The sequence below is a fragment of the Vampirovibrionales bacterium genome (genome assembly GCA_016712355.1).
Taxonomy (GTDB): domain Bacteria; phylum Cyanobacteriota; class Vampirovibrionia; order Vampirovibrionales; family Vampirovibrionaceae; genus JADJRF01.
In genome coordinates this window covers 1,341,820-1,368,635 of record JADJRF010000005.1, presented here as the reverse complement: position 1 = coordinate 1,368,635, position 26,816 = coordinate 1,341,820, and the positions used below count along the sequence as shown (strand labels likewise).

Annotated in this window: 24 protein-coding genes; 16 read left to right on the top strand and 8 right to left on the bottom strand. The window is 59.1% G+C overall.

What is annotated here, in order from left to right:
* Positions 1-772 precede the first annotated feature (772 nt).
* The 3 genes from IPK79_07660 (at position 773) to mutS (ending at position 5,862) form a co-directional block, all read left to right on the top strand.
* Positions 773-1,753, top strand: a complete 981-nt coding sequence (locus IPK79_07660) for a ribose-phosphate pyrophosphokinase (protein MBK8190315.1) — start codon at positions 773-775, stop codon at positions 1,751-1,753.
* A gap of 193 nt (positions 1,754-1,946) precedes the next feature.
* Complete coding sequence (locus IPK79_07655) at positions 1,947-3,119, top strand: hypothetical protein (GenBank protein ID MBK8190314.1); 1,173 nt, start codon at positions 1,947-1,949, stop codon at positions 3,117-3,119.
* A gap of 133 nt (positions 3,120-3,252) precedes the next feature.
* Positions 3,253-5,862, top strand: a complete 2,610-nt coding sequence (gene mutS / locus IPK79_07650) for a DNA mismatch repair protein MutS (protein MBK8190313.1) — start codon at positions 3,253-3,255, stop codon at positions 5,860-5,862.
* A gap of 32 nt (positions 5,863-5,894) precedes the next feature.
* Here mutS and IPK79_07645 read toward each other — a convergent pair whose 3' ends face one another.
* Positions 5,895-7,286 carry a bifunctional folylpolyglutamate synthase/dihydrofolate synthase gene (locus IPK79_07645; protein MBK8190312.1) on the bottom strand — a complete coding sequence of 464 codons (1,392 nt, stop codon included), beginning with the start codon at positions 7,284-7,286 and terminating at the stop codon, positions 5,895-5,897.
* Positions 7,287-7,461: 175 nt separating this feature from the next.
* Here IPK79_07645 and IPK79_07640 point away from each other — a divergent pair, with 175 nt between their 5' ends.
* Both IPK79_07640 and IPK79_07635 read left to right on the top strand, forming a co-directional pair.
* Positions 7,462-8,958: a NupC/NupG family nucleoside CNT transporter gene (locus tag IPK79_07640; GenBank protein ID MBK8190311.1), complete on the top strand. Its 1,497-nt coding sequence runs from the start codon at positions 7,462-7,464 to the stop codon at positions 8,956-8,958.
* Between the two features lie 969 nt (positions 8,959-9,927).
* Positions 9,928-10,956: a tetratricopeptide repeat protein gene (locus IPK79_07635; protein MBK8190310.1), complete on the top strand. Its 1,029-nt coding sequence runs from the start codon at positions 9,928-9,930 to the stop codon at positions 10,954-10,956.
* 41 nt (positions 10,957-10,997) lie between these two features.
* Here IPK79_07635 and IPK79_07630 read toward each other — a convergent pair whose 3' ends face one another.
* A complete protein-coding gene (locus IPK79_07630; GenBank protein MBK8190309.1) occupies positions 10,998-11,867 on the bottom strand; it encodes an LON peptidase substrate-binding domain-containing protein in 870 nt (289 codons plus the stop codon).
* A 366-nt stretch (positions 11,868-12,233) separates the two neighbouring features.
* On the opposite strand from IPK79_07630, the gene aroF reads away from it, so the two are divergent.
* From aroF to IPK79_07615, 3 genes are all read left to right on the top strand, one after another.
* Positions 12,234-13,124, top strand: a complete 891-nt coding sequence (aroF, locus tag IPK79_07625) for a 3-deoxy-7-phosphoheptulonate synthase (protein ID MBK8190308.1) — start codon at positions 12,234-12,236, stop codon at positions 13,122-13,124.
* Between the two features lie 83 nt (positions 13,125-13,207).
* A complete protein-coding gene (locus IPK79_07620) occupies positions 13,208-14,323 on the top strand; it encodes a hypothetical protein (protein MBK8190307.1) in 1,116 nt (371 codons plus the stop codon).
* Positions 14,324-14,381: 58 nt separating this feature from the next.
* The gene (locus IPK79_07615; GenBank protein MBK8190306.1) at positions 14,382-15,425 is read left to right on the top strand and encodes a hypothetical protein; all 1,044 of its coding nucleotides are present in this window, start codon (positions 14,382-14,384) and stop codon (positions 15,423-15,425) included.
* 6 nt (positions 15,426-15,431) lie between these two features.
* Here the strand turns inward: IPK79_07615 and csaB are convergent, their stop codons facing one another.
* The 4 genes from csaB to aroH all read right to left on the bottom strand — a co-directional run bounded on the left by csaB (position 15,432) and on the right by aroH (position 19,060).
* On the bottom strand, positions 15,432-16,559 hold the full coding sequence (csaB, locus tag IPK79_07610; GenBank protein MBK8190305.1) for a polysaccharide pyruvyl transferase CsaB: 1,128 nt from the start codon (positions 16,557-16,559) through the stop codon (positions 15,432-15,434).
* A 16-nt stretch (positions 16,560-16,575) separates the two neighbouring features.
* The gene (locus tag IPK79_07605) at positions 16,576-17,415 is read right to left on the bottom strand and encodes a TrmB family transcriptional regulator (GenBank protein MBK8190304.1); all 840 of its coding nucleotides are present in this window, start codon (positions 17,413-17,415) and stop codon (positions 16,576-16,578) included.
* Between the two features lie 298 nt (positions 17,416-17,713).
* A complete protein-coding gene (locus IPK79_07600; GenBank protein ID MBK8190303.1) occupies positions 17,714-18,478 on the bottom strand; it encodes a hypothetical protein in 765 nt (254 codons plus the stop codon).
* Between the two features lie 129 nt (positions 18,479-18,607).
* Positions 18,608-19,060 carry a chorismate mutase gene (aroH, locus tag IPK79_07595; GenBank protein MBK8190302.1) on the bottom strand — a complete coding sequence of 151 codons (453 nt, stop codon included), beginning with the start codon at positions 19,058-19,060 and terminating at the stop codon, positions 18,608-18,610.
* Between the two features lie 156 nt (positions 19,061-19,216).
* On the opposite strand from aroH, the gene IPK79_07590 reads away from it, so the two are divergent.
* The 4 genes from IPK79_07590 (at position 19,217) to IPK79_07575 (ending at position 23,080) form a co-directional block, all read left to right on the top strand.
* Positions 19,217-19,966, top strand: coding sequence for a response regulator transcription factor (locus tag IPK79_07590; GenBank protein ID MBK8190301.1), 750 nt, complete (start codon positions 19,217-19,219; stop codon positions 19,964-19,966).
* Positions 19,967-20,039: 73 nt separating this feature from the next.
* On the top strand, positions 20,040-22,052 hold the full coding sequence (locus IPK79_07585; protein MBK8190300.1) for a HAMP domain-containing histidine kinase: 2,013 nt from the start codon (positions 20,040-20,042) through the stop codon (positions 22,050-22,052).
* Positions 22,053-22,098: 46 nt separating this feature from the next.
* A complete protein-coding gene (locus tag IPK79_07580) occupies positions 22,099-22,509 on the top strand; it encodes a hypothetical protein (protein ID MBK8190299.1) in 411 nt (136 codons plus the stop codon).
* Positions 22,510-22,513: 4 nt separating this feature from the next.
* The gene (locus tag IPK79_07575) at positions 22,514-23,080 is read left to right on the top strand and encodes a hypothetical protein (protein ID MBK8190298.1); all 567 of its coding nucleotides are present in this window, start codon (positions 22,514-22,516) and stop codon (positions 23,078-23,080) included.
* Here the strand turns inward: IPK79_07575 and IPK79_07570 are convergent.
* A complete protein-coding gene (locus tag IPK79_07570; GenBank protein ID MBK8190297.1) occupies positions 23,077-23,466 on the bottom strand; it encodes a hypothetical protein in 390 nt (129 codons plus the stop codon). The two genes, IPK79_07575 and IPK79_07570, sit on opposite strands and share 4 nt — an antisense overlap.
* A gap of 51 nt (positions 23,467-23,517) precedes the next feature.
* Positions 23,518-23,757 carry a hypothetical protein gene (locus IPK79_07565; GenBank protein ID MBK8190296.1) on the bottom strand — a complete coding sequence of 80 codons (240 nt, stop codon included), beginning with the start codon at positions 23,755-23,757 and terminating at the stop codon, positions 23,518-23,520.
* Positions 23,758-23,951: 194 nt separating this feature from the next.
* Here IPK79_07565 and IPK79_07560 point away from each other — a divergent pair, with 194 nt between their 5' ends.
* The 4 genes from IPK79_07560 to IPK79_07545 all read left to right on the top strand — a co-directional run bounded on the left by IPK79_07560 (position 23,952) and on the right by IPK79_07545 (position 26,743).
* Complete coding sequence (locus tag IPK79_07560; GenBank protein ID MBK8190295.1) at positions 23,952-24,434, top strand: hypothetical protein; 483 nt, start codon at positions 23,952-23,954, stop codon at positions 24,432-24,434.
* Between the two features lie 62 nt (positions 24,435-24,496).
* Positions 24,497-25,774, top strand: a complete 1,278-nt coding sequence (locus IPK79_07555) for a bifunctional 3,4-dihydroxy-2-butanone-4-phosphate synthase/GTP cyclohydrolase II (protein MBK8190294.1) — start codon at positions 24,497-24,499, stop codon at positions 25,772-25,774.
* Positions 25,774-26,274, top strand: a complete 501-nt coding sequence (locus IPK79_07550) for a 6,7-dimethyl-8-ribityllumazine synthase (GenBank protein MBK8190293.1) — start codon at positions 25,774-25,776, stop codon at positions 26,272-26,274. Before IPK79_07555 ends, IPK79_07550 begins: the two co-directional genes overlap by 1 nt.
* A gap of 91 nt (positions 26,275-26,365) precedes the next feature.
* Positions 26,366-26,743 carry an aspartate 1-decarboxylase gene (locus tag IPK79_07545; protein MBK8190292.1) on the top strand — a complete coding sequence of 126 codons (378 nt, stop codon included), beginning with the start codon at positions 26,366-26,368 and terminating at the stop codon, positions 26,741-26,743.
* Positions 26,744-26,816 lie beyond the last annotated feature (73 nt).

Sequence of the window (26,816 nt, the reverse complement as noted above, 5' to 3'; positions counted from 1 at the left end):
GAGATACCCCAAACGGTCTTGAAATAACAGATGCTCCCTCTGTTAGCATTAAACCCATGACGCTGGATTTTGTGCGCCTTCTTTAGGAAGGCCTCCCCCTAAAATTGTCCCAAAAGGAAAACAGCCTTACCTGAGTTGTAGAGGAGATGACGTAGCGTAGTCACTGGTAAAAGGGCGGTAAAGCTGTTGAATTGCGTTGTGTTTTGCCTTAAGCAAGCTGATTATAGCAAAGCTCTCGCCATTTGAGGGAAAGGTCTACACATAAAATTTTGTGAAAACAGAGAATTCCGCCCTCAAGCGCAAGCCGCGCGGGCGCCAAGCGCCTCTTGCCTTAAGCAAGTTATGTAACCGTTTTTAAGACAGCGTTGGGCTTAAGAGAGCACGTGACGCCTATAACGCCCGCACTGATATCAAAACGACTCAAAAATTAAAGCCTTGCCTTGGTTATTTTTCTGTAAAACCCTTTCAGAACAAGCGTTAACGCCTACTCATCACCTCACAGAGAATCAAACCCTCACGTCCATGTCGAATTAATTCCCTGGCCGATTGCCCTTATTGGTATACAGGCGTGAACAAAGATATCCGCGCGCCCAACCCGCCCGTAATGTTTTTTATATTTTCCTGCATCGCGCCCGCCTTTTTGATAGCGTGGCACAAGTGACGGACAACCGGATGACAACTTTGGAAGTACCCGCCGTTTTAGATCCAATACCCCGCAGCCCTGCGGCAGGCGCGCAATGCAGGAGGACGAAACCTGGTGGTGACCATTGAAATGAGACTTCCCGAACTTGAAAGCATCCCCAAACACTACGACACGAGCAAAGTGAAGATTTTCACCGGGCGCGCGCACCCCGTGCTGGCGCAAGAAATTGCCAACTACCTCGGCACGGCCCTCAGCGAAATCGAGGTCAAGAACTTCTGCGACGGCGAAACTTATGTCCGCGTTAAAGAAAGCGTTCGCGGCCATGACGTCTTCGTCATTCAGCCCACTTGCCAGCCCGTCAATGAGAACCTGATGGAACTTCTGTTAATCATCGACGCGCTCAAGCGCTCCAGCGCCAACAAAATCACCGCCGTTATTCCGTATTTCGGCTATGCGCGGCAAGACCGTAAGACCGTCGGGCGCGAAGCCATCTCGGCCAAGCTTGTCGCGGATCTCATTTCAACCGCCGGGGCGCACCGCGTGGTGGCCATGGACTTACACACCGGCCAGCTCCAGGGCTTTTTCAATATTCTGACGGATCACCTCTACGTCACGCCCGTCATGCTCAACTACATCCGTAAGAAAAACCTCAAAGACCTGGTAATCGTATCACCGGACGCCGGCGGCGTTGAGCGCGCGCGCGTCTACGCCAAGAAACTCGATTGCCCCATCGCCATTATCGACAAGCGCCGCAGCGGCCATAATCAGGCGCAGGTATACCATATTATTGGGGACGTGACCGATCGCACGGCCATTCTCATCGACGATATGATCGATACGGCCGGTACGATGTGCGCTGCCGCCGAACTGGTCCGAAAGTCCGGCGCGCGCTGCGTGTACGCCGCCGCCGCTCATGCGGTATTTTCGGGTCCGGCGCTGGAGCGGCTGGAAGCCTCGGCTTTTACGGAAGTCATCGTCAGCAACACGGCTCCGCTGCCGTTTCCGGCGCAAGACAGTCAGAAAATCGTTCAACTGTCGATCGCGCCGATTCTCGGCGAAGCAATTCGCCGCATCCACGATGACGAATCTGTCAGCAAGATGTTTGAATAACCTCGTTCTCGCTTAGATCCCCAACGCCTGAACGAGACCATCATACCAATGCGAGGCACGCCCAGCGCAAGTGCTCTTCCACAGGCGCGCGCGGGGTAACAGCCTTGTGAGCGCCATGCGGGGTTGACGGTCTTTTACGCCTGTTGCGGCTATAATATCCCCCCTAAAGTAGAGAGAGCCTGAGGACGGTTGTATGCGACTCTTTCAACGAGCGCCGAGTCCGCCGCGCGCCGCAGCCGAGTCCGCGCTGGGCGAAGCGATTCGCGAAGAACTGGAGCGCGCCTGGGCGTTCTGGCGCTCGCACGCCATTGAACTGCCCGGCATGGGCAAGCCGCAGCCCGGACGAACGTTGATCCCCAACCTGTATCATCCGCGAGGCCGACGCGCGGGAGCCGATAGCGAATACCAGTCGTTCTCGATGATGTTCGCCCTGTGGTTCAATGATCGGGCCGTATTTGACGCCGTCTGGAACTGGACGTGGCGTCATTTACAGACCCGACCCGATGACAAACTGTTCTGGTGGGCCCAATACGAAAACGGCGAGCTCGGGCGAGGGACAGCGGCCGACGGCGAGCTTGGATGCATCATGGCGTTGCTGCTGGCCGCCGAGCGCTGGGGCGCGGACGCTTATCGCAAACAGGCGCTGGTCATCGCCGATTCTTTTCGCGAGAAATGCGTCACAACGATCGCAGGGCGCCGCATTATTGCCGCCGGGGCCAACGACCGGGCCTCGCGGGATTTCTGGCGCCCGGATAAAGGGCTGGTGTGCTTCAGCAATTATCTGATGACCTACCCCCTGAGTCTGATGGCGCGCGCCCAGCCGGATGCCGACTGGGGACGCGTTCTCACAGACAGCATTAGCCTGTTAACGGATTCCGAAAAACTTTACGGCCATGGCTTTCCGCCGATGACCTTTCGCGTCAAGTTCGATTCCGGGCGACTGGTTCCGGGCAGCGGTGAAAATCCGCCCTGGAATAGCTTTGCCAACACCAGCAGTTGCCGCTATCTCAGCTTTATGTTGATGGACGCCATAGAAGGCGGGCAAGCGTCGCACGCCTATCTGGCGCGTTTTCACAAGCTGGAAGACGCCTACGCGCAGTCTGGCACGCTACCGTGGGGCTGGCGCGACGGCCAGAACTGGGGCCCGGATTGCTGGCCGTTATTGGCGCTACTGTCCGCCAAGCGGCTGTATCAGGGCGATGAAGCGCTGGCAAGCGCCGTCTTTGCCAAGGCATCCTCCCTCTGGCGCGCCGCCAATCCCGCCGATGCGCCGGGCGAGTATCTGTTTAACCACGCCTGCGCCATGTTGGCCCTGATTCCGGTCAGCGCGCTGATGACGTTCAAGCCCGCCGTCGGGGCCGTTTAACCCCGGGCGCAACTGTTACAGAACGCAATTGGCGAAGCTGCTAAAATTCGCGCACGGGCGACGTGGCGCGCTGACCCGGAGTTTCTTCCTCAGACCTGCCCCCGATCCCAAGACTAGAGCCGATGAGACGGATATGAGCCTTTCTGACGCCGACATCCCACAATCGCCGCACTCGTTCCAGGTAGATTTGGCTCAGGCCACGCCGATGATGCGCCAGTTCATTGAAGTGAAGCGCGAACATCCCGGCGCCTTGCTGTTCTACCGCATGGGCGATTTCTACGAGACGTTTTTTGAAGACGCGCTGATTGCCGCCCGCGTGCTGGAAATTACGCTCACCGGGCGAGAAGCCGGCGCATTGGGACGCGTACCGATGGCGGGCGTGCCTGTAAAAGCGGTGGACAGCTATTTGGCGCGCCTGCTCGCCCAGAATTTCCGCGTGGCGATCTGCGAGCAGATGGAAGATCCGGCCGCCGCCAAAGGACTGGTCGCCCGCAAGGTGGTCCGCGTGCTGTCGCCCGGCACCGTGACAGAATCGTCTCTGCTGCGCTCCGATGAGAACAATTTTCTGGCCGCCGTCGCGCCGGGCAAGCGCCCGAATGACCTGTGGGGGCTGGCATGGTGCGACGTCACCACCGGCGAATTTTATGCGGCGGAATTGCCGTTTTCGCAGATTCCCGGCGAATTGGACCGCATTCAGCCCTCTGAAACCCTTACGCCCGGACGTCTCAAGAAAGCCCGTCCGGGCGAAGGCGTCGATGAATGGGTAAGCGACGCGCCGCCGGCGCTTCAAGAGGCATTCCGTTGCACGGCGTCTGCGGCTCTGGCTTATGATGCTGCGCTGACCAAAGGGCTTCTCCAGCGGCTTTTGCAGGTGGCGACGCTCGACGGTTACGCGCTGGGCGACGATTGTCCCGCCGCACTTGCGGCCGCAGGCGCGATCGCCCACTATCTTCACGAAACCTTTATCGACGATCCGCCCGCCTTTGAGCGCATTCAGCGCGTTCATCCCGATCAGGCGGTCGCCATGTCGCAGGCTACGCGCCGTCACCTCGAACTAATGGCCACCGTCAAGCAAAATCGCGCCGAAGGCAGTCTGTACTGGGCCCTTAATCAAACCGCGACCGCCATGGGCGCGCGCCTGCTGCGACAATGGATTTCGCGTCCGCTGACGCACTTGCCCGAGATTCAGAGTCGGCTGGACGGCGTGGAAGAACTCACCGCGCAACCTTCCATCCGGGAATCTCTCCGGCGCCTGCTGCCAGACATTTACGATATGGAGCGTCTCAGCGCGCGCGTGGCCAACCTCAGCGCCCATCCGCGGGATCTCGTCGCCCTTAAGCAGTCGATTCAGCGCCTGCCCGCGATCGCCACGCTGCTCCAGCCGCTACAAAGCTTCTATATGCTGCGGATGCAAGATTTTCCACCGGAATTATTCAAAGTCGTCGCGCTGATCGATCAGGCCGTCGAGGACGCGCCCGCCCAGGGACTGAAAGACGGCGGCGTCATTAAGGCGGGGTATCATCAGGATCTGGATCAAATTCGCCAGACTCTGGAAGGTCATGACGTATGGCTGAACGAGTATGAGCAGCAACAGCGCGACGAAACGGGGATTAAAACCCTAAAAGTCGCCAATAATAACGCCTTTGGCTATTACATCGAGATGAGTCGCGCGCAAGCGCAACACGCGCCGCCCGCCTATCACCGCAAACAGACGCTCACCAATGCCGAGCGCTTTACGACCGATGCGCTTCAGGCCTATGAGAGCCGTTATCTGGATGCGCTGGGGCGTCGTCAGGATCTCGAATACCGCCTGTTTGTGGAACTCCGCGAAAAACTCCTGCCGTTTGCCGGAGCGCTGACCGACTGCGCCCAGCGGGTCGCGGCGCTGGACGCCCTGCAATCGCTGGCTCTTACAGCGATTGAACAGGGTTATACGCGCCCTATCGTCGACAAGTCGCTGGAACTGACGATTCAGGACGGGCGGCATCCGGTCGTGGAAAAAATGCTGCCGATGGGCCGATTTATGCCCAACGCCTGCGCGCTTTGCGCCGGGCAACAGCCCGCCCAGACGCCGCAAATCCTGATTATCACCGGCCCCAACATGGCCGGAAAATCCACGTATATGCGCCAGGTGGCGATGATCACGCTGATGGCGCAAATGGGCTCGTTCGTTCCGGCGAGCTATGCGCGCATCGGTTTGGTAGACGCCATTTATACCCGCATCGGGGCCGTGGACGACTTGACCAGCGGACAATCTACGTTCATGGTGGAAATGAACGAAACGGCGCAGATTCTCAATGGCGCCACCGCACGCAGCCTGGTCCTGCTGGATGAAGTCGGACGCGGCACCAGCACAGTCGACGGCGTGGCCATCGCCTGGAGCGTCGTGGAGTATCTGGCCGATGCGATCGGATGCCGTACGCTGTTTGCCACGCACCTCCATGAGCTGAATGCGCTGGAGACGACGCGCGCCCACATCCAGAACGCCCGCGTGCGGGTCATCGAACGCGAGACGTCCTCAGGGCCGGAGATTGAGTTTCTGCATCAGGTGGAGCCCGGCTCGGCGCAAAAGAGTTACGGCATTCAGGTCGCGCGCATGGCAGGCATTCCCGCGCGCGTGATCCGGCGCGCGACGCATCTGCTGTCCGAAATTCAGGCGCGAGAAAGCGCCAATGGCCGTCGAACGCCAAAAGGCGCACACCTGGAAGACATTGAGCCCACCCCCCAACTATCGCTGTTTTAAAACGCCTTATTGAAAGCGCGCGAAAGGCCCGGTTAAGGCGCGCTTTCTTCTGGCGCCAACGCTTGCCGAACGGCGCCAGCCGTATACAGCGATCCGGCGGCCAGCGTCCAGCTTTCAGGCGTCCGGCGCTGATAGTCGCGCGCCATCGTCATCGCCTCAGCCAAAGACGCCGCCGTCAGCACGGCGCCCGCCCCAGCCGAGGCCAACGCATCGGCCAGAACCGACGGCGGATGATACAAACGCGCAGGCTCTCCCTGAAGGCAAATCGCCGCACGGACGTCCCGATTCTGCATAAGCGCGCGCAACAGCGCCGGGTCGCGATTGGCCCGCAGACTCAGCAGCATCACCCACGGCGCGTCGGAAAGCCATCGGCGCAGGCTGTCATCCAGCGAGGCGAAGCCTTCTGCGTTATGGCTACCATCGACAATCCAGCGTTGCGCGCCAAACCACTCAAAGCGCGCAGGCCATCGCGTCTGCGCAAGGCCTTTCGCGATTGCTTCCGGCGAAATCGCCCAGCCCGCTTCATTTAAGACATCAACCACCCCCAGCGCCGTCACGGCGTTATCGCGCTGATAGGGAGCGCACAGGCCCAAGGCGTATGACGCCTGCGTTCGCGAGTCGCGCAGATACAGGCGCGGTTCGCCCGAGGTCTCTCGTGTCAGATCGTCTGGGCCGTCGAGAATCTGTAAGCGCTCGCGCTGGGTGTGCGTCACAGGAGCCCCCACGGCCTCCGCCTGCGCCAGAATCGTCGCGCGCGCGCGCGGGTCCAGACAAGGCCCCAGAATCAGCGGCGCGTTCGGCTTCAGGATACCCGCCTTTTCGCTCGCAATCGCTTCCAGTGAATCGCCCAGCAGGGCCTGATGATCCAGACTGATGCCGGTAATGGCTGTCGCCGCAGGGCGCTCAACGACATTGGTCGCGTCCAGACGACCGCCAAGCCCTGTTTCCAGCACAACCGCGTCGACGCCCAGATCGGGGCGCGAAAAGCAGCGGAACGCCATCAGCGTCAGGAATTCAAAATACGTCGGCCACGCATCGCGCGGCGTCTTCAGGGCCATCAGGTCTTCGCGCAGGGAGGCAATGGCCCCGGTAAAGTCGCGCTGGGAGAGGGGCGCGCCATTGAGAGCGATACGTTCGCGAACATCCCATAAATGCGGGCTGATGAACGTTCCCACGCGCCGCCCCGAAGCAACCAGAATTTGCGTAAGCATCGCCGTGGTGGAACCCTTGCCATTGGTTCCGGCAATATGAATGACGGGACGCGCGTTCTGCGGATTTCCCATCGCCGTCAGCGCTTGACGCATGCGAGACAGGCCCAGCTTCATCGCCGAGCATTCCAGGCTATCGAGCAGGGCCAGAGCAGCCTCATCGGTGAACGGAGAGGCGAGGGGCGAGGAGAACGAGAACGGCGCAGGCGGGCGCATTCGGCGAAACTCTTGTCAGAGACTCTTTAACGCAACCCGTTCAGGGCGGCGACGCCGTTATTGTACAATAGCGACGAGCGGCTGGCCCGCCGCCAGACAGCATACCCCGAAACGCACGCCGTTCTTTCATTCGCCCCCTCACCTTGCCCCGCCCTGACGCCATAAGGCGACGCTGATGACAACGCTTGCTCCTGATCCTTTCTGGCCGCAACTGTGGAACGGCCTGGTCGGCATGGCCGCCTGCCTGCTGGCGGCGTGCCTGATCTCCTCCAATCGCCGGGCCATCGATTGGCGACTGGTGGTCAGCGGCCTATGCCTGCAAACGGCGCTGGCCGCCTTCGCGCTGCGTCTGCCCATCGGGCGCGCCTTTTTCCACGTGATGGGCCAAGGCGTGGAAAAGCTGCTCAGCTTCTCGCAACAAGGCGCCGGTTTTGTCTTTGGTCCGCTGGTCAGCGACAAGACGGCCATGACGACGATATTCGGCCCGGCAGGGCGCTTTATTCTAGGTTTCGAACTGGTGGCGACGATTATCTTCATTGCGGCGCTCTCGTCAATCGCTTATCACATCGGCCTGATGCAACGACTGGTAAGCCTGATGGCCTGGCTGGTCTATCGCCTGATGGGCGCCAGCGGCGCAGAGGCGCTCTCCAACTCTGCCAGCGTATTTGTGGGCCAGATTGAATCGCAATTGCTCATCCAGCCCTATCTGGCAACGATGACGCGCTCTGAACTGCTGGCCGTGATGGCGGGATCGATGGCCTGTATTGCGGGCGGCGTCATGGCGATTTACATTCAGCTCGGCATTCCGGCTGAATACCTGATGGCGGCCAGCCTGATGGCAATTCCCGGCGCGCTGGTGATTGCGAAAATCGCGCTGCCCGAAACCGAAAGCTCGTTGACCCGCGGACAGGTCCGCATGACCATTCAGCGCGCCTCGGTGAATCTCATCGACGCCGCCGCGCAAGGGGCAGTCGACGGCCTGCGCATCGGGTTGAACGTGTGCGCCGTATTAATCGCGTTTCTGGCCCTGCTGGCCCTCGGCGATTTTGTGATTGGGCAGGCTGGCCGCGCCTTGGCAGGCTGGCTGATAAAGCCCGGCGCCGCATCGGCGGTCTTCTGGGGACTGGATTTAAACCATGTCTCACTGAGCGGGATTTTTGGAGTCGTGTTTAGCGGCGTAGCCCGCCTGCTCGGGGTTTGCGCCGAAGACGCGCGCAACGTCGGCGCACTGATGGGCGTCAAGCTCGCCGCGAACGAATTTGTGGCCTATGCGCAACTGGCGCCGCAGATCGCCGCGCGGACGCTGGAGCCCAAATCAATCGCCATTGCGTCCATTGCGCTGTGCGGATTTGCGAACTTCGGCTCAGTGGCGATGCAAATTGGCGGCATCGGCGAAATGGCCCCGTCACGGCGTCACGATCTGGCCCGGCTCGGCCTGCTGGCCTTGACCTGCGGCACGCTGGCTTCGTATATGGCCGCAGCTCTGGCCGGCGTGTTGTTTCAGCCGCCTGCGCTGTCGACGGGATCCGGCGCAGGTTCAGGGGAAGACCCGCTGATTCCGGTTGGCATTATCGTGGTGGCGCTGCTCGGCGTGGTAATTTCCAGAAGGCTGCCCGCCCCAAACCTGTCGGGTGAGTCGTCTCGCGCAATCGCCAAGACGGACGGCGCATAGAGCGACGTTCCAGACGATTTTTCTACTGGCGGCGCCTCTGCCTGAGTCTTAGGATGCGCAAATACATTGCGTAAGTTCAGGGTCGCCTGAAACACCACCGTGTGATACAGCGAATCGGCGCTGGCGCCCAGCCGTCGGGTATACGTCAGTTGATAGCCCCCTTCCAAGGCGGCGTAAGGGCCCAAATGGCGTCCCATCCCGATGAAGGCCCGGTTCTGATCGAATCCGGCGGGCGTGCGGTTGACGCGATTCAGATTGATAAACAGCTCGTTCATCAAAACGGCGTAATAAGGCGATTTCCCCAACGGGCGCACCAGACGATGCCGCAAGCGCAAACGCTCCATCGAATGCGGGGCGTCCTTGAAGAAGCGATGCTCATAGCGAAAGCGATGCGCAATCTGAATCTCCCGCACAGGCCGCTGGCGAACATCTATTTGCGCGGCGATAGTCTGGGTCACCCGCCGCGTGGGATAAAAGTCAGGACGCCAATCGTAGGTAACCCCAGCGGAGAGAGCGCTATTAACGCGATAAAAGACGCCGCCGCGCAGCAAGAGCTGGCGACAGCGCGTGATATTCTCGCCCAGGCGCGGCTCAACCTGAGCCAAGGCGAAAAGCCGCCGGTATTCCGGCGACCAGAGGACGAGCTGATTCCACATCTGAAGGTCTTCATCGACCGGATTGTGAGGCGTTCCCAACGCCAGCGTTCTGGGGGAAACCCCCGCCACCAGCAACAACGCCCCCCAGAGCGCCGCACGCCGCATTCCAAACCATACGCGCATGGCCATTCGACCCTTTTCGCCAGCTGACATTGGGTGACGCGTGCGGGGGTTCCCGTTTCGATTCGGGGACAAACCCTTCAAAAGCGCCATGGATTCACTACAATACAATAGAAAAAGCAGGCTTGTCGCGCGTCCGCCATGCCTGACGCGCCCTGCGCCTGATGACGCCGAAAGGACGACCCTCCGCCCGATGATGTTCCTGCTAAAACGACTACTGCTGATCGGTCTGATTCTGGCGCTGGCAGGCGGTCTGATTTTTTATTACAGCGATATTGCGCAGGCCATTCAAACGTTCTGGGCGACCCGCGAAGGCGAACGCGCCCTGGCGAGGCAGGACTGGGGCGGCGCGATGACGCTCTACGAAGAAGCCGCGCGCGATAACCCCGACGACGCGGCGATCGCCGTCGCGCTGGCGAAAATTTATCACCGCCAGGCGACATATTACGCCCCCGAAGGCTATCTCGATTACGCACCGCCAGCCAGTTCCGGCCTTAAAACCGCGAGAAAGACAGTCGAAACCCTGCGCCACGACGCGCAAACCCTCTTCTTGCGCGCGATTCACCTGAAACCTGACGTGATCGACTATCAACTGGCCTATGGCCGCTTTCTGCAAGATGACCCCATTCGCCGCCCCGAAGCCATCCCGCTGTATCGGGCGCTGCTGGCCAAAAACCCGCGCAATGCCGATATTCTGGCGGCGCTGGGCGATCTATACAAAGCCGCTGGCGATAATCGCGATGAAGACCGCCCCGAAGTCAAAAACTGGCTTTACGACTGGGCGACGTATTATTACCGCCTGTCGCTGAAATTCAAGCCCGCCCAGTTTCAGCCGCGCTTCAGTCTCGGGGTGATTTATCAGGTGCGCCAGACCTTTTCAACCGCCGAGCGCGATCAATGGCGGCGCAAGGCGGCGCGGGAATACTGCAATGCGCTGAAACTCACGCCGGACAGCTCTGAAACGCGCTACAATCTCGGCTTGATTCTGGTCGATATGCGGGCGATGGATGCAGGGTTTCGCCAGCTCGCGCGCGCCGTCAATATTCTGACAGATAAAAACCGGATTCCTGAGGCGCAGCAAGTGGCTCAGCAAGTGCAGTTCGTCAAGAACTCGGTGTTTTACCAGGATCCGACGCTGCAAACGCGCTTTGGCGATCTCGATCCGTGGCTTCAGGAGTGTCTTCAAGCCGGGGAAAAACCCCAGAAGCCCGCCACGCCTTAGCCCTGAAGACGCTTACGATTCTTCTGGCGGGGCAGCGTCTCTTACGATGCGCTTTCGTCGCCGGACGGCTTGCGAAACACGTCGTTAATCTGTCTCATGAGCGCCAGACGGCGCGTCAGCGCTTCCAAATGCGTTTTTTCCTCGTTCATGCGCTCCTCGCAAGCGCGCATTTCAAGCAATTTCTGCTGGATCGTCTCGTCATGATTGAGAAATTCGCCGACACGATAGGTCAGATCCGCATCGCTCAGCCCACTGAAATCGATCGACTCGAAATCGCCCAGGTCTTCCATCACATTTTCGAGCGCCTGCTCAAACGCTTCTGACAACGGCCCCGAAAACGACGCTGCCAAAGCGTCGGCATCGGGATCCGTTTCGGGATCGCGTTCTGGGCCTAACGCCGCGTCGGCGCTGTCAGGGTCCGACTGATCGCGCTCCCGATCCGGGTCCTGATCGGCGTCGCGGCGAGCGGCCTGGGTTTGCGCATACAGCGACAGCATATGGCGAAAGGCCGCCAGCAATTCTTCGCGCAGGGCCGCAGGCGTCTGCGGCGCCTCGTCTTCGTAAGGGGCGACCTCGGCCAGCAGGTAAGGCTTGCTTTCGCTATCGATACGCGTGATTTTAAAGCGCCGGACGCCTTCTACGAGAATGGCGAGTCGCCCCTCGGTGTGAGCGTCGACCGCGAGAACCCGCGCCATGGTCCCGACGGAAGTAGCCACGGCGACGTTTTCCATCTGGGTTTCCAGATACAGCGTTACGCCCATTTCCGCGTTACAGGCGGTGATCTCTTGGATCATCTCAATATAATGCGACTCAAACACCACCAGCGGCAGCTTCATCCCGGGGAAAAGCACCACCGGCAACGGGAAAATCGGGATCATCGCAGGCGGGGCGTCGTCTGGGGGAGACGTCATTTCATGGGTTATCCACTGGCAGGGGGGACGGCGGCGAATTGAAACGCGTTGCCTATCGAATCACGGTCGGGCGCGCGCGACAAGCGCGGCGGTTGACAGCGCATCAATTTTTTCATTACACTGGTTTTTAATTAAGTATACCCGTTTCAAAAAGAGACGTTTCATGTCCCTTGCGACCCTGCAACCGAACGCCTTTGCCCCCGAATTTTATTACGGGTACTTTTGGGCGCGGGCTCTGCGGTCGCACGCTGGATGATTTTTCTCCAACGATAGCCTTCCAAAAGACCGCAGAGCCCCCACCGCCTGCGGTCTTTTCAGCATTATCCCCCACATGTAAAAGGAACCCTCGCCATGACGCCCGACACAATGCCCAAGACACCCACCGCCGCCGCAACGCTGCCCATCAAGAAATTTGTGCGTCGCCAAGACGCGCATCAAACCGTGGTCGCCATTGGCGAAGCGCGCGTCGGCGGTCCAGAACCCGTGCTGATGGCGGGCCCCTGCGCCGTCGAATCGCTTGAGCAACTGCGCGAAACGGCGCGGACATTGCAGGCGCTTGGCATCCATTGCCTTCGGGCGGGGGCGTTCAAGCCGCGCACGTCTCCCTATGCCTTTCAAGGGATGGGGATGGCTGGCATCGAGCTGCTGTCTCAAATTCGCGATGAATTTGATCTTGCCATCATCAGCGAAGTGATGAGCGCTGAACAAATTGCGCCCATGGCCCCGCATATCGATTGTTTTCAGGTCGGCTCGCGCAATATGCAGAATTTCGACCTGCTCAAGGCGCTGGGCCGTCAGAATAAGCCCGTGCTTCTCAAACGCGGGCTGGCCGCGACGCTCGAAGAATTCCTCTGGGCGGCGGAATACATTCTCGAAGGCGGCAACCCCCATGTGATTTTATGCGAGCGCGGCATCCGCAGCTTTGACTCGGCGACGCGCAACGTTTTTGATCTGGCCGCTGTGGCGCTTCTACGCGAACGCACGCATTTACCAGTGATCGCCGACCCGAGCCACGCCACCGGCAAGCGTTCACTGGTGTTGCCCTGCGCACGCGCCGCCATTGCGGTTGGGGCGCAAGGCTTAATCGTCGAAGCGCATCCGCAGCCAGAAAAATCTGTGTCAGACGCTGATCAGGCGCTCTCTTTCCCGGAACTGGGAGAGCTTGCCCGCCAAACGCGCCTGATGGCAAGCGCTCTCAGCGCGTGCGCGACGCCTGCGCCCGAAAAGCTTCCTCAGGCGTCGCGGGCCACCGCATAACGTTACGTTTATTCACAATCCTCAAGATTTGCGCCCTCTGAGCCGATACTCCCTCTATAAAGGAATCGTGGAAAGAGGACGGTATGACGCTCTCAGCACGGCAACGCGGCAACGCATTGGCGGAATACGGCTTAGCCGGGGCCTTTATGGTCGGCGCTTTATTGTTTTTATGCACCCAAATGAATATCGGCGACAAAATAAAATGGACGCAAGCAGCCCTGCTGAACGCGGGCATTGGCAATGGCGGGACGCTCACCCTTGCGCCTTTTGGTAAATTAATTCGCGATAATAAAATGGCGGCGCTCAAATCAGAAAAAATCTGCTTCGCCAGCGGCAACTGTATTGAGTTGCCCGTGATCCCCGCCGGGGCGACTGTCGCGGAAACCGCCGGAGGACTGGGCGGCGATCTTACCAATAAATTCGCAGATGTTCTTACCAAACTCGCAGAAGAAGTCAAAACAAAAAGCGACGATCCCATTGTGACCCAGCTCATTACCGAACTTGCGAACGCGGGGCACGAAATAGGAAAGAATTTAAACAACACTGAAGATCTCATCAAAAAATACGATTGCGACATTAAGGCGTGCTCCAGTGAAAATATCCCTCTGGGGGACTTAAACGGGATTCAAGACAGGGGAAACTTCCTGAAGAACGCTTTATATAACCAACACATGACAAGCAAATACCAGCTTTTAAAAGATTACCTGGCACAGAACCCTCAAGCCTTAGCGACCTTTCCAGAAGCAGCCGCTATTATTGACTTGGAGTATCAGCAAATTGGGCAAATACTTTCTGACAATCACAGCCTTTGCGCTTCAGGTACATCGTGTCAAACGCAGTTTGACTATAAACCGACGCCCGTAATCCCTTCTACCAAGGTGTATACCAATCCTGAAACAGGGGCAAGCATTACAGAAACGCTTTATACCGTCAATGGCGTGCCATGGTATCGTTCGGTCACCATGGACGGAGAAACTACTTCTTACCAGTCTTCCTCAAATAATGGAAGCTGGCTGCCTTACACCGGAACAATTCCAGGTACTGTGCAAGGCGCGACATTGACCAGCATGATAGTCACGATTTCCCCTCAGGAGGTCCAAAATAATTCCGTGCTCATTCACCAGGACAGCAACGTGATTTGCGGCAGCGGGGGCGATGTGAATAATTGCGTCGTCGATCCCAATGCAGGGAGCGGCTAAATCTGAAAAAGGCGTACAATGCCTGATAGAGACCGCTCCCAACTAAAGGCTTCCTGCGATGGGATCTCCGGGCAATCCGCTCAACTTGGGCGGCATGCTGCAACAAATGGGCCAGGCGATGATTCAGCGCCTGACGCCCGCGCCGACGCCCACGGCAGGCGCGTTGCCGCCTCCGGCGGGAATGCCCGCCAGCGCGCCTGCTGGAAATTTTATCAGCACAGACGCGTTGTTTCGGCAACTTCAGACGCTTCAAACCGAATTATCGCCGATGCAGCAAGGGCAATTACTGCGCGGATTGCTGGGGCTTCCCCAAGACGTGCGATCGGCGCTCGCCATGCTCGCCGATCCCCAGTTCGCCGCGAAAACCGCGGGACTCACTACTCTTGCAGACATCCTCGCGCTGTTACCCCATGCGGCGGTCACCCCTGAAGCCGTCAGCGAATTTATCGGCAAAAACGCCCCGGACGGCGTCGGTAAGCTGATTAAACTGATCCAGTCGAATCCGGCGGCCGCGATGGGCGGCGATAGCGCCAAGCTTACCGAGCTGATGGGGCTGCTATCGACGCTTGGCGCGCGGATTCAGGGGCCTGCGGCGCAACCGCTCACGCTGCTCGCCCAGCTTTATTTGCCGTGGTGCCCGCTCACGCTGGCGACTCGCCCCGAAGACGCCTGGCCAGAATCAGACGACGGCTCTCAGAACGAGAGCGAGTCGGGAGCCGACGCCTCGCTCACCTTGTATCTACAGACCTGTCGGCTGGGAAAATTCAAAATCGGGATGGCCGTGCGCAAGCACATTCAATTGAGCGCGACGGTGGCGCATGACCCCGTTGCCACGCCGCATTTGGAAGGCATTTTAACCCTTTGGCGAGAGGCGATGCAAAAGGAAGGCGCGCCGCCGCCAACGATTACGCTATTGGAGCAGACGCTGCCCCAACAGCCCGCAGAAACCCTCCCCGAGGTGACAAAGCCGGCCGCCAGCGTCCTGGCCCCGTCGATGGGCGCGCCGATTGCGGCGTTTCTGGGGGCCTGCGCCCTCTCTCGGCTGATTCTGGAGGCGGACGAACGGCTGGATATGCTCAAACGGCGTCAAGACAGCCATTAGGGATGGCTAAATCACGATATCGTCCATGACCATCTCGCCTTCTTCCATTTCGTAGGCGAGAAGTTCATCGAGACGCTGGAAATTAATTGCCGCAGAGCGCTGTAAGGCGCTTAAGTCGGGCTCCTGATAACGCACAAAATATGCGCGAATGGCGTCTACATCCATATGAGCGATTTGTGCAATGGACACGCCCTGTAAGTGAAATCCCTCTAGCAGTTGCGAGACTTTTGGGTCGTAAACCAGCCCGTAAACCGGCACGTGAGAAAGCATCGCCAGTACCAGACTGTGGTAGCGCATTCCAAACATGAGATGAAACTGCGGGATGGTCTCCAGCAAGGCGTTCACGGACACCCAATGAATATTCCGCAAGCCTTCGGCCTGCAACGCGTCAGCGAAGGCGTGCAGCGGATCGAGATCGGCCTGGGGTTGAAACGGGGTTAAATGGAATTGCACCGGCTTTTCGGCCCCATCGGTCAGCCGTCGAAAGAAAGCGGCCAGTTCCCGAATACGCTCCGGCGTCAAGTCCGGCCATGGGCGAAGCGAAACGCCGATTTGCCAGACGTCCTGCGCGCGGGCCTTGGCGCGCGGGGGCAGTTGAAGCGTCCAGACCGGGTCCGCCGTCACTTCGGCCTCGCGACCCGTCAGATCGCCAATGAGCGCAGCGCTGAAAGCGTCTCTTACCAGAAAATGACGACATCGCCGCATTGCCAGCGCGCTCATTTGGCGGCCCAGCCAGGTTTTTAAGGGGCCGACGCCTTGCGCCCACAACAGGACCGGAATTTTGAAATACGCGGCCAGCAAAATCAGTCCGCCATAGTAAATGGGGCTGGCAGGGCCGGTAGCGTCCTGAAACAATCCGCCGCCGCCGCTGATCAGCAAATGACAGCGGGCGATGGCGGGAATGATCGCGGCGAGATCCAGACGGGAAATCGCTTCGACCTGATATCGGCGGGCGGTCTGCTCCGGCTTGGCGGACAGCACGGTGACGTGATAGCCGCGCGCGCGCAAATGGGCCAGGAGCGCTTGTAGAATCAGCTCGTCACCCAGATTATCGAAGCCGTAGTAGCCGCTGACCACCACGCGGCAAGCCTGAGCGCGGGAAGCATCGACAGAAGGCGCAGCAGCTATCGACATCGACGGCGGAGCCTCCTCACAGGCGCGGGGGCTCCGACGACAGCGGAGGGCGAAGCCGCGATCCGCCAGGCCCAAAGATTTTTTCTCGCAAACGCGACAAATGCGGGCCGTATTTTTCTTCGAAAATCGGACGCAAATCTTGCTCCAACTCCAGCAAGAAGATGTCGTGAATCACCAGCTCGCGGATAATAAAGACAATGCCTTCGTTTCGGGTATAGACCGCCTTTGGAATACGCTCGCCTTGAGGCAGATTCCCCACCAGACCGACGCGATCATCGACGGACAGGATTAACCAGCGACCGCCAAGGTCGTCAGACGGGCTGTGCGCGTAAACGCGGCAAAAATCGAGCGAGACATCGTTATAGCCGACGACTTTCAGGTCAACGCCGCGCGCAGCGGCCTCGCGCAACACGGGCTCAAAACGTTGGGCGTCCTGCTGCCAGATTTCCAGAAAAATGGTGTCGCGCGCCTGATTGACCATTTCCTCAAAATGACGGATACAGGCCTGTTTGCCGCGAATATTGAGAATCGGCTCCATGGTTTCAGACGTCATTTGCGGCAGCGACTGCCTGAGATAACTGACCGATTCTTTAAAAGAGCTCTCCCAGGAGTTCAGCAGCTCGTCTGGAGAGATAGGCAAATAGGTGACGGGCTTTCCGGCGGCGGAAGCGACGATACCGCGCGCTTCCAGGGCTTTGAGCGTATCGTAGGCGCGCGCTTGCGGCACGCCGGATTCTTTGCTGACTTCGTAGCCGGTTGCCGGGTAGCGCTTGAGCAGCGACAGATAGACCTTCGCCTCGTACGTGTTGAGCCCCAGCGCCTTGAGCTGGTCGACCAGTTCAATCAGATTATCCAAGAGGGCCCGGTTCCTTAAAAGAGTCCTTCAGCGAAAGAAGGCGTCCGAAACAAAAGCGACCCGAAAGAAACGCTCGCGGAAAAGCCGTCAGCAAGGCCTCTACCGCCATCTGTCAAAGCCAGTATAGGAGCGGGCGACAGACAGTGTCAAGAAGAGCGCCTCGCGGCGTTTTGACGTAAGCAATAACAGAAGCGCAAGAGAGATGCGCGCAACGGCGCCTCAACAACGGGCGCGCCAAAATCGACGCGGCGCGCGCCTTCTTCACCCCCTCCATCGACGTAAAAAAGCCGCTGCCGCGTTAAGGCGGATGACGACCATCTTCCACGCGCCGCAGCGGTGGATGAAGCGGCTCGCCGGGACGAGAGCGTTCGCTCAGGCCAGGCTCGCGCGAGCCAGAAGCGGACAGCGGCTGAGCGCCCGGGCGAGAGGGCGGCGACAATGACGGCGCCAGCGCAGGCGGCAGCGCGCGCAAGGGCTGCGGCTGAAACAAGGCCCGGGCAATATCGTCGAGACGCTCGGGCGCAATATCGGCATCCTCCCACCAGCCATCGTAGTTGACGTCTCCCCAGGCGTCGTTTGTCAGCAAAATGCGCTGGCGCTTCAGTAAGTCAATCCATCGCAGGCGGGGAAAGGGCGGCGCAGGATCGGTCGAACGCCGACGCGGATGGGGCCAGTCTTCCAGCGGGGGGCGCTCGTCGTCTGACACGTGCGCAGGCCGCAACGACGGCGCATCCGGCGGGGGAAATCCCAGCGAAACGTCGTACGGCTGATAGATGTTGCGCGAGGGCGCCTGCAACATCGCCAGCAGGCGATCAATCAGGGAGACCACATCTTCCGGCGCGGCAGAGCGACTGGACGCGCGCTGAAAGACGCGTATCTGCCGACGGGTCACTCGGGCAAGCAGTACATGAAACCAGTACTTATTGAAATGCAGCGCCCACGCGCGAATCTGACAGTGAGAGTCCTGATAAAGCGCATCCATCAAGTTGCAGAACAACTCGATGTTCGTCAGCAGCGCCATAAAAAACGGCGCATAGCGATAAGAAGGCGACCGCGCCAGCATCTCGTCAATTACACCTCGTCACTGAAACCAACCCTATTTACGATATAAATTATATCAAAAATATTTAAACATGTCTATACTTTTTTAAAATTTATTAAAAAATATTAACAAGCCGCTGCCTTCGAAGCGTCAGCGGGTCTCGGCGGGGGCGGACGCCTCGACAATGTCGGGTCGCAGGGCAGCGGCGCCATTGAGGTAAACAGGCCGGCATTCGCGCTGGGCGCGCGCGCTATAGAACTGAATGAGGACGCGCACGCAGCGCGGGGGCAGATTCTCGACCGCAGGCTCAACGCCGCAGAGCAGGGGGGCTTGACGCCAATCGAAGGCCTCGCGCACGATACGCGCCGGGTTGTCGCTGCAGAGGTCGGGCGTGACGGTAAAAAACACGGTGAGGATATCGTCTTCGCCGATGTCGTTGGCCTCCAGTAGCGCCTGCATCAGTCGCGTCATCTCGCGCGCGTAGAGTTCGGGGGCGTCTGCGTCCAGTTGCGTCGCCCCGCGCACGGCCCTGAGGCAAAGAGCAGCGGGAAGCGCAGGAGACATCTCGCCAGACGGGTCTACAGAACAGGAAGAATCAGTCATCGGGGTCTCTTGACAAGGCGTTAAGGGCGTTTAAAGGCAGCTCGCAGGCGAAAGCCGTAGCCGGGAGCTGTCCGGTCGTATTACAATAAGACAGCCTCACGAGCGGCATTCTAGCAGGATGCCCGCGCGCGCGACAATGAGCTCAAGCGAGGACGAATGCCGATGGTCGATATTCTGGTGGTGGACGACGATCCCGAGATTACCGATCTGCTGAAAGTGGATCTGGAACTCATGCGGTTTAACGTGGATTGCGCCAGCGACGGCCTAAATGCCATCAAGAAGGCCGAATCGAAGCGTTACGACCTGATTATTCTGGACGTCATGATGCCCAAAGTGGACGGCTTTGAGGTGTGCAAGAAGATTCGCGCCAGTCGCATGGGGGCCGAATCTCCCATTATTATGCTGACGGCCAAGGGCACGCTGGCCGACAAGGTGCGCGGCTTTAACGCCGGGGCGGATGATTATCTGGTCAAGCCGTTTGAGTTTCAGGAATTGATGGTGCGCATGCGCGCCCTGTTTCGCCGCACGGGCGCGCTCAACCGCAACCCCGACGATGCGCCCAGACGCGAAGAAGTCTTGAGCAGCGGCGAAATCAAGTTGATTCCGGCGTCGCTGGAAGCTGTTGTCAGCGGCAAGCTGATGAAGCTCACGCCAACCGAGTTTGAGATCCTGTATTGCCTGATGCAGCACGTCTCAGAACCCGTGACGCTCGCCACCCTGTTGCAGGAAGTCTGGGGCTACGACGCCGACGAGGACGTCCGCATGTTGCGCGTGCATATTGGCGGTCTGCGCCAGAAGATCGAAGTCGACGCCAAGCAGCCGCGCTTTCTGGAAACCATCACCAACGTCGGTTATCGCCTCAACGCCTCGCCGATTTCCGCATCGTCGCCGGCGGCGCTGGCCTGAGCCCACGGGCGGGCCGAACGTCTCGCCGGCATTTTTGCTACAATGACCGCAAAAGGCGCGCGACGACTTTCTGATGGCTACGCTTCGCAAATCGCTTAAACTCCCCTCTCTTCGCCTGTACCAGCAGGTGATTATTTACTTTATCGCCGTCGTTTTTATTCCGCTGACGGGCGCCAGCTTTATCATCTACAACATTAACCAGACAGCGCTGCGCAAAGAACTGTTGCGCTTTACCGAATACACGTCGGAATCCATTTACGCCGATCTCGTCAGCCAGATCGCCCAGCAACAAGAACAAATCGCCCTGCTGCGCGATGTGCTGACGCAGGATTATCAGCGGCGCGCCAGCCTGCCCGAAGCGGCCGATCGGCTGTTCGCGCTGAGCCCGCCCCTCGATGCCGTCGCGCTTTACGACGCGCAGGGCCGTCAACTGGCCGTCGCCTACCGCAATATCCCCTCGTTAAGCCCGACGAGGCGCTTACCTGAGCGCGTTCCTGTTCCCACGGACGGGGATAAGCCAACGTTGTCGGTGCTTCATAACGCGCGTCGCCTGCGGCAGGAGTCGCCGTACGCGTTGCGCGCGTTGATGCCGCTCACCCCTGCGCCTGCCGGGCGCGCGCGCTTCGCGTTGCTGCAAAAGCGCTTTGATTATCTGCACCGGCTGATTCAGTCCAACAACAAAGTCTTTTACGGCGGATTTTACCTGTTTGACGCGCAAGGCGCCGTGCTGGCCGGGCCGCAACTGGATGTCGCGTCGAATCAGCGCATTAATGGCAAGGATCTGCGGTTTTTCAAGACGCTGAAACCTGGCGTCACGCAGCAATTCTCCACGGAAACCCCCACCATCAAGCCGGTGAACAAGCGAAAACGGCGAGGCCGACGCGATAACGACGACGAGCCGCCGCCGCTGCAAAAAGTCTTTGTTAAAATTCCGGAGCTGGGCTGGGGCTTGGTGATTGAGTCGCCTTACAACGTGCGTCAGCGCTACGTGCGCCGCGCGCGGAATCAGACCCTGCTGCTGATTGCCGCCTGCCTGGCGCTGGTTACGGCGTTTGGCGTGTTTTACAGCCTGGGATTGCATCGCAATTTCCGCCAGCTCATTAAAGGGGTCAAGGCCATGGCCGAAGGCCGGTATTCGCGGCGAATCCGCCTGATTACCAACTGGTTTACGCCGTATGAGATTGTGTTTCTCACCGGCGAGTTTAATCGGATGGGGCGCAAAATTTCGGAATCGTGGGAAGAAAGTCAGCAACTGACCGGCGAACTGCGCGAAGCCAACGCCCAACTCGCCAAACTCGACGAAATGAAATCCAACCTGATTGATACCGTCAGCCACGAGCTGCGCACGCCGTTGACCAGCATCAAGGGGCACTCTTCGCGCCTGATTCGCCACGAAGGCAAGCTCGACGCCGATACGCGGCTCAAAAGCCTGCGCGTGATTAAAAGCCAGTCGGATCGCCTGAGCCGTCTGGTGGATGATTTATTGGCCATCCCCGAGCTGGAGAGTCATCATTTGCGGGTGTTTCTGGATCAGACGCCACTGCCCGAACTGATGGATCGCTGCGTGCATTTCATCCAGCAAAAGCAGGATCGCGTTATCGCCGTGCAATTTCGTCCCGCCGCCGCCGAGCCAGGCGCGCCGCCCGATGATTTCCGCGCGCTGGCCGACCCGGATCGCCTTGAGCAGATCGTGCTGAATCTGCTGGACAACGCGGTGAAGTATTCGCTGCCGGAAACCGCCATTGAAGTGCGCGTCAGCCCGCAGCCCGACGCCGCGACCGGCGCGCCGATGCTGGCCATCGAGGTGATCAATGCCTGCGCGCCCATCGCCCAGGAGGATCTCGACACGTTATTTGAAAAATTCAAGCGCCTGGACGACGGCGCCACCCGCACCACGCGCGGCACGGGTCTTGGCCTGTATATTACGCGCGGGCTGGTCGAGGCCATGGGCGGCGTCATTACCCTGCGCTACGAAACCGGCTGGTTTTGCGCGCGCGTCTGCATGCCGCGCTATCAAGAGCCTCTCGCCGCCGCGAATCAAGCGTCCGGCGCCCCTGAGGCAATTGCGGCTCTTGAGCCGCGTTAATTGAAGCATTCCGTTGATGAGAACCCCACTTTCAGGAGTCTGCGCCATGCAAGCCCTCTCACCGCGCTTTGGCGGAACGTTTATAGTCGAAAAGCGCACCAAGTTTACTATAGCGACCCTTACAGAACCCCGCCCCCCTTTCAACATCACCCTTCTCCCAGACCCCGAGCAGGTTGCAAAGAGACCGCGACGCCAACCGATTTTCACGCAACAAAAATTTTCCGCAGCGGCATTGGAGATGCTTGCCGATTTCACTTTTTTACGGGGCGCTATTGAAAAAGGCTGGAAGGGGAAATATGACGGTCCATTACTGGACCCTGCAAAGTCCGAGCTACAAGAATTGCAAATTCTGGTGAAACAAAGCGGCCGTACGCGCGAAAGACACACGCCAACTAAAAAACTTATCAGGCAATTGCTTACGGAGTTTTCTCTCACGCCCTTGAGATGGAAAAAATGAGGCCATGTACGTCTCTCCCCGCTTTGGCGGAACGTTTGAAGTCTTCCCGGAGCTGATCCCGCCGGATCAGGCCTATCAAGCGCAAATCGTGCTGACAGACGGAAGCGCGCCAACGATTGATATTCGGGGCATGTCGGCGGATGGGCTGGAAACGTCGCTGAAATGCCTGGCGGCGGAGAATGGCGTTTTCTTACTGGAAAGCGCTCAAAAGCATCCAGTCAAACGCCTGTATCGCCTCAGCCCCATGCCATGGAAATCGCCGCCTCCCCATACGGAAACTCCACTGGGCAAAGCGGGCGCCGCCGCGTTACGCGATCCAGAGATTGTCGAGGCCGTGGCCGATTTAAAGATGGCCGAATATCTGGATTCTCTGGAGTTGCCTTTTGTCTGTATAAAATCCCCTCTGGCAAAAACAGGCTGTCCCAGCTCTTATCAGACGTATTTTCAAAAGGGCTTATGGAGAACGTTTTTGGTCCCATTAATTTCGTCGAGCCCGTCCACGGCGTTGTTGCCGAACGCCGCGAAAAACATCAACCGTTTAAGCCCATTCTTTATAAAGCGCCTGAATTAAGCTTCTAAAGGCGCCACCCTTTGGCCGCCGAGGCGGGCGTTTTGCAGGAGGGGGTTGTCGGATTGAATCTCGACAACCCAGCCGTCATTGCGCCGAATCGCCTGCAACGCTTTCGAGGCCGTCAAGCGATCAGCGGGTAAAGACGTTTGCGCCCCACGCCCATACTGATCGGCTAAAGCGTCCTGCAAATCGGCAACCACTGCGCGGGCCCACGCGGCTTCTTGCTTGGGGTCGTGATGCTGCAACGTCACGCGCGTAAAAGAATCGCCGTCGGACGCGAAACGACGAGCGTTTAAGGGCACGCGCTTCTCAACGGCGCGCTCAGCCAGGTCCGCATTCTGCGAAGCGCAGGTAATCAGGGTCGTTCCAAAGCGGAGGGGATTCATTGCGGCATCCTCTTAGTTGGTTTGAAGACCTCAGAAGCAGGCCTGACAGGATTATTGCCCTTTGTCGACAGGGTAAGCGGCATGAGCCGCCTCAACGTCGCGGCGAGCCTGGGCTATCAGCGCCGCAAGCGCATGTTGCCAGTTACCGCTGGCTTCCCTCTGCGCGCGGTCTATCACGTCTGCCAACTCCGTGTTGGCTCTTTGCTGTTTTTCAGTTTTAGAGGGCGGCGGCGTTTCAGCCGCGCCGAAGCGGGAAACGGGCCGATGAGAGACGGGAAAAGACAACATCATAAAACCCACGCTCCAAAAGTGACGCTAAAAAGGGGAAATCGCTCTTATTGTAGCAGTGTTGCCACAGGCTGTATAGCGGGCGATGACCGGCGCGCAACTTTTTCGGCTCAGCCGGTTTTCTGCCCGGTGAACGGTCTTACCCGAAAGCGTCGATCCCCCAAGGCGCCCGGAGAAACCCAGAGGAGAAACGCCGTATGTCCCCTGTCATCGCCCCCTCTTCAGGCATCCCTTCCACTGCGCGATTCGGCCGTCTGGCCACGGCGGCGGAGATCAAGACCGCGCTTCAGCCGCTGGCGGAAAAGCATTTTCCGGGAAGAACGGTCTGCGAGCCCTTTGCGCATACGTACACGTATATAAATTCTAAAATTCCAGTCATTGGCCGACTGATTGATGCCGTAATAAACCGCTTGAGAACGTTACCGGACTCTTGGCGCGTTTACAGACAGTTGGAAGCGGCCTCCGCTCAAGACATTTTCGTCTTGGAAAGCGGCGTCGCCAACCCGTCAAAACGGGTTGAGCGGGTACAAACGTTCTGGAAAGAGATGTTTATGCCCAAAGTGCAGGTCGAGGCGGTTCAGACAGGCGGGGATCAGGTCATGCTGCGCTTTCAGCGCGTCCCGACGCCCGAGGCGTCACCACAGGCCAGCGCCCCTCTTGGCGCGGCGGCGGCGCGTTGATCGCCGGGCCTCCTTGCGCGACAATACAGCAAGCTTTCTCAAGCTTTCTAAGGTAAACGCCCATGCCTGATTCATCACTGGACTCCTGCGCCTCGTCGGACTTCGACTCGATCGAACGCGCGATTGCCGCGATTCAACGCGGCGAACTGGCGATTGTCGCCGATGACGAAGACCGCGAGAACGAAGGCGACTTCGTGTGCGCGGCGGAAAAAGTGACGCCGGATCTCATCAACTTTATGGCCACGCACGGCCGCGGGCTGATTTGCCTGACACTGACGCCGCCAATGTGCCAGAAGCTGCAATTGTTTCAAATGGTGTCGCATAACACGGACCCGATGGGCACTGCCTTCACCGTCAGCGTAGACGCGCATCCAAAATTCGGGGTGACGACGGGCATTTCTGCGCACGACAGGGCCAAGACGATTCAGGTGGCAGTTGCCCACGACGCCACGCCAGCAGATTTACGCCGTCCCGGGCATATTTTCCCCTTGCAGGCGCGCGAAGCGGGCGTTCTGGAGCGGGTCGGGCAAACCGAAGCCAGCGTTGATCTGGCGCGATTGGCGGGTCTTAAACCTGCGGGCGTCATTTGCGAGATTCTGCGCGAAGACGGCTCCATGGCCCGCCGCGCCGAACTGCACGCCTTGGCGCAGCGCTTTAACATCCCGTTTATTACGGTTGCGCAACTGATTCATCATCGTCTCCAGACCGAGCGCACCATTCAGCGCGTCACCAACGCTGAATTGCCGACCCGTTACGGAAAATTTGAAGTCATCGGCTACGAAAGCGCCATCGACGGCTCAGAGCATCTGGCGATGATCATGGGCGATTTATCGGGCAAAGACGGGCGCATCCCGTTGGTGCGGATGCACAGCGAGTGCCTGACGGGGGATCTCCTCGGCAGCCTGCGCTGCGATTGCGGTTTCCAGCTCCATGGGGCCATGGCGCAGATTGCCGCCCATGGCTGCGGCGCGCTGGTGTATCTGAGACGTCACGAAGGGCGCGGCATCGGCCTGATGAACAAGCTCCGCGCTTACGCGCTTCAAGACAGCGGACTCGATACGGTTGAAGCCAATCTGGAAATGGGATTCCCGGCCGATCTGCGCCATTACGGCGTCGGCGCGCAGATTCTGGTCGATTTGGGCGTGCAGGAATTCGACCTGCTGACGAATAATCCGCGCAAGATTCGCGGCCTGGAGGGCTATGGGCTAAAAATCCGCCGCCGCGCCCCCATTATCACCGAGACGACGCCTGAAAACGCCCGCTACCTCATGACCAAGCAGGACAAGCTCGGCCACGCGCTGGCTTTGGAGCGCGCCCCGCACTCGGAGGATCGCCTGTGATGAGCCCGTCGCAAGAGTTTCCAAGAGAATTTGAGGGCGCTATGCGCCTGCCGGGGCTTCGAGTAGCAATTGTCGTCAGCCGCTTTAACGATTTCATTACCGAGCGTCTGCTCTCCGGCGCGCTGGCCACGCTCAAGGCCCATGAGGTCGCCGAAGACGCCATCGTCATCGCCTGGACGCCGGGCGCATTTGAATTACCCCTGATCGCTCGCAAATTGGCGGCATCTGCGGACATTGACGCGGTTATCGCCCTGGGATGCGTTATTCGTGGGGCCACGCCGCACTTTGATTACGTCTGCTCGCAAGCCGCCGCCGGTCTGGCCGCCGCAAGCGCCGACAGCGGCAAGCCAGTGATATTCGGGGTTCTGACAACCGACACCATCGAACAAGCGATCGAACGCGCCGGAACCAAGGCGGGCAACAAAGGCGCCGACGCTGCCCGCGCCGCCATCGAGACCGCCTCTGTGCTGCGCCGTTTGAAAGACGCGTCGCTCATTTAATTGAAGCGGGCGCTTTGGCGTGGTACAACTCTAGGCGTCCCCCCCCAATGTTCGCTGCGGCGAGAGGCATCCTGTGTCCACTGACGATGCGCTGACGGTTCCCGTCCTGTATTCCAAAGTCCATCGCGCCACCGTGACGGATGCCGACTTGCATTACGAAGGCAGCCTCACGCTGGATGAAACGCTGATGCAGGCCGCCGGGCTGACGCAATTTCAGAAGATTGAAATCTATAACATCACTAACGGCCAGCGTTTTCAGACCTACGTCCTTAAAGGCCCCGCCAACAGCGGATTGGTTCAGGTCAATGGCGCAGCGGCGCATCTGGCGCGCAAAAACGATTTGGTGATTATCGCCGCCTACGCGGAAATGTCGATGAGCGCAGCCCGAGACTGGCAACCGCGGCTGGTGTTTGTCGATCGCCAGAATCGTCAAACCGACCTCAAACCCGAACGCATGCCCATCGATTAGACTTCACGCGAGAGTCTACCCGGGACAAGGCTTTCTTCATTTATAAACGACGCGACGCGCGTGGAATCGTGCG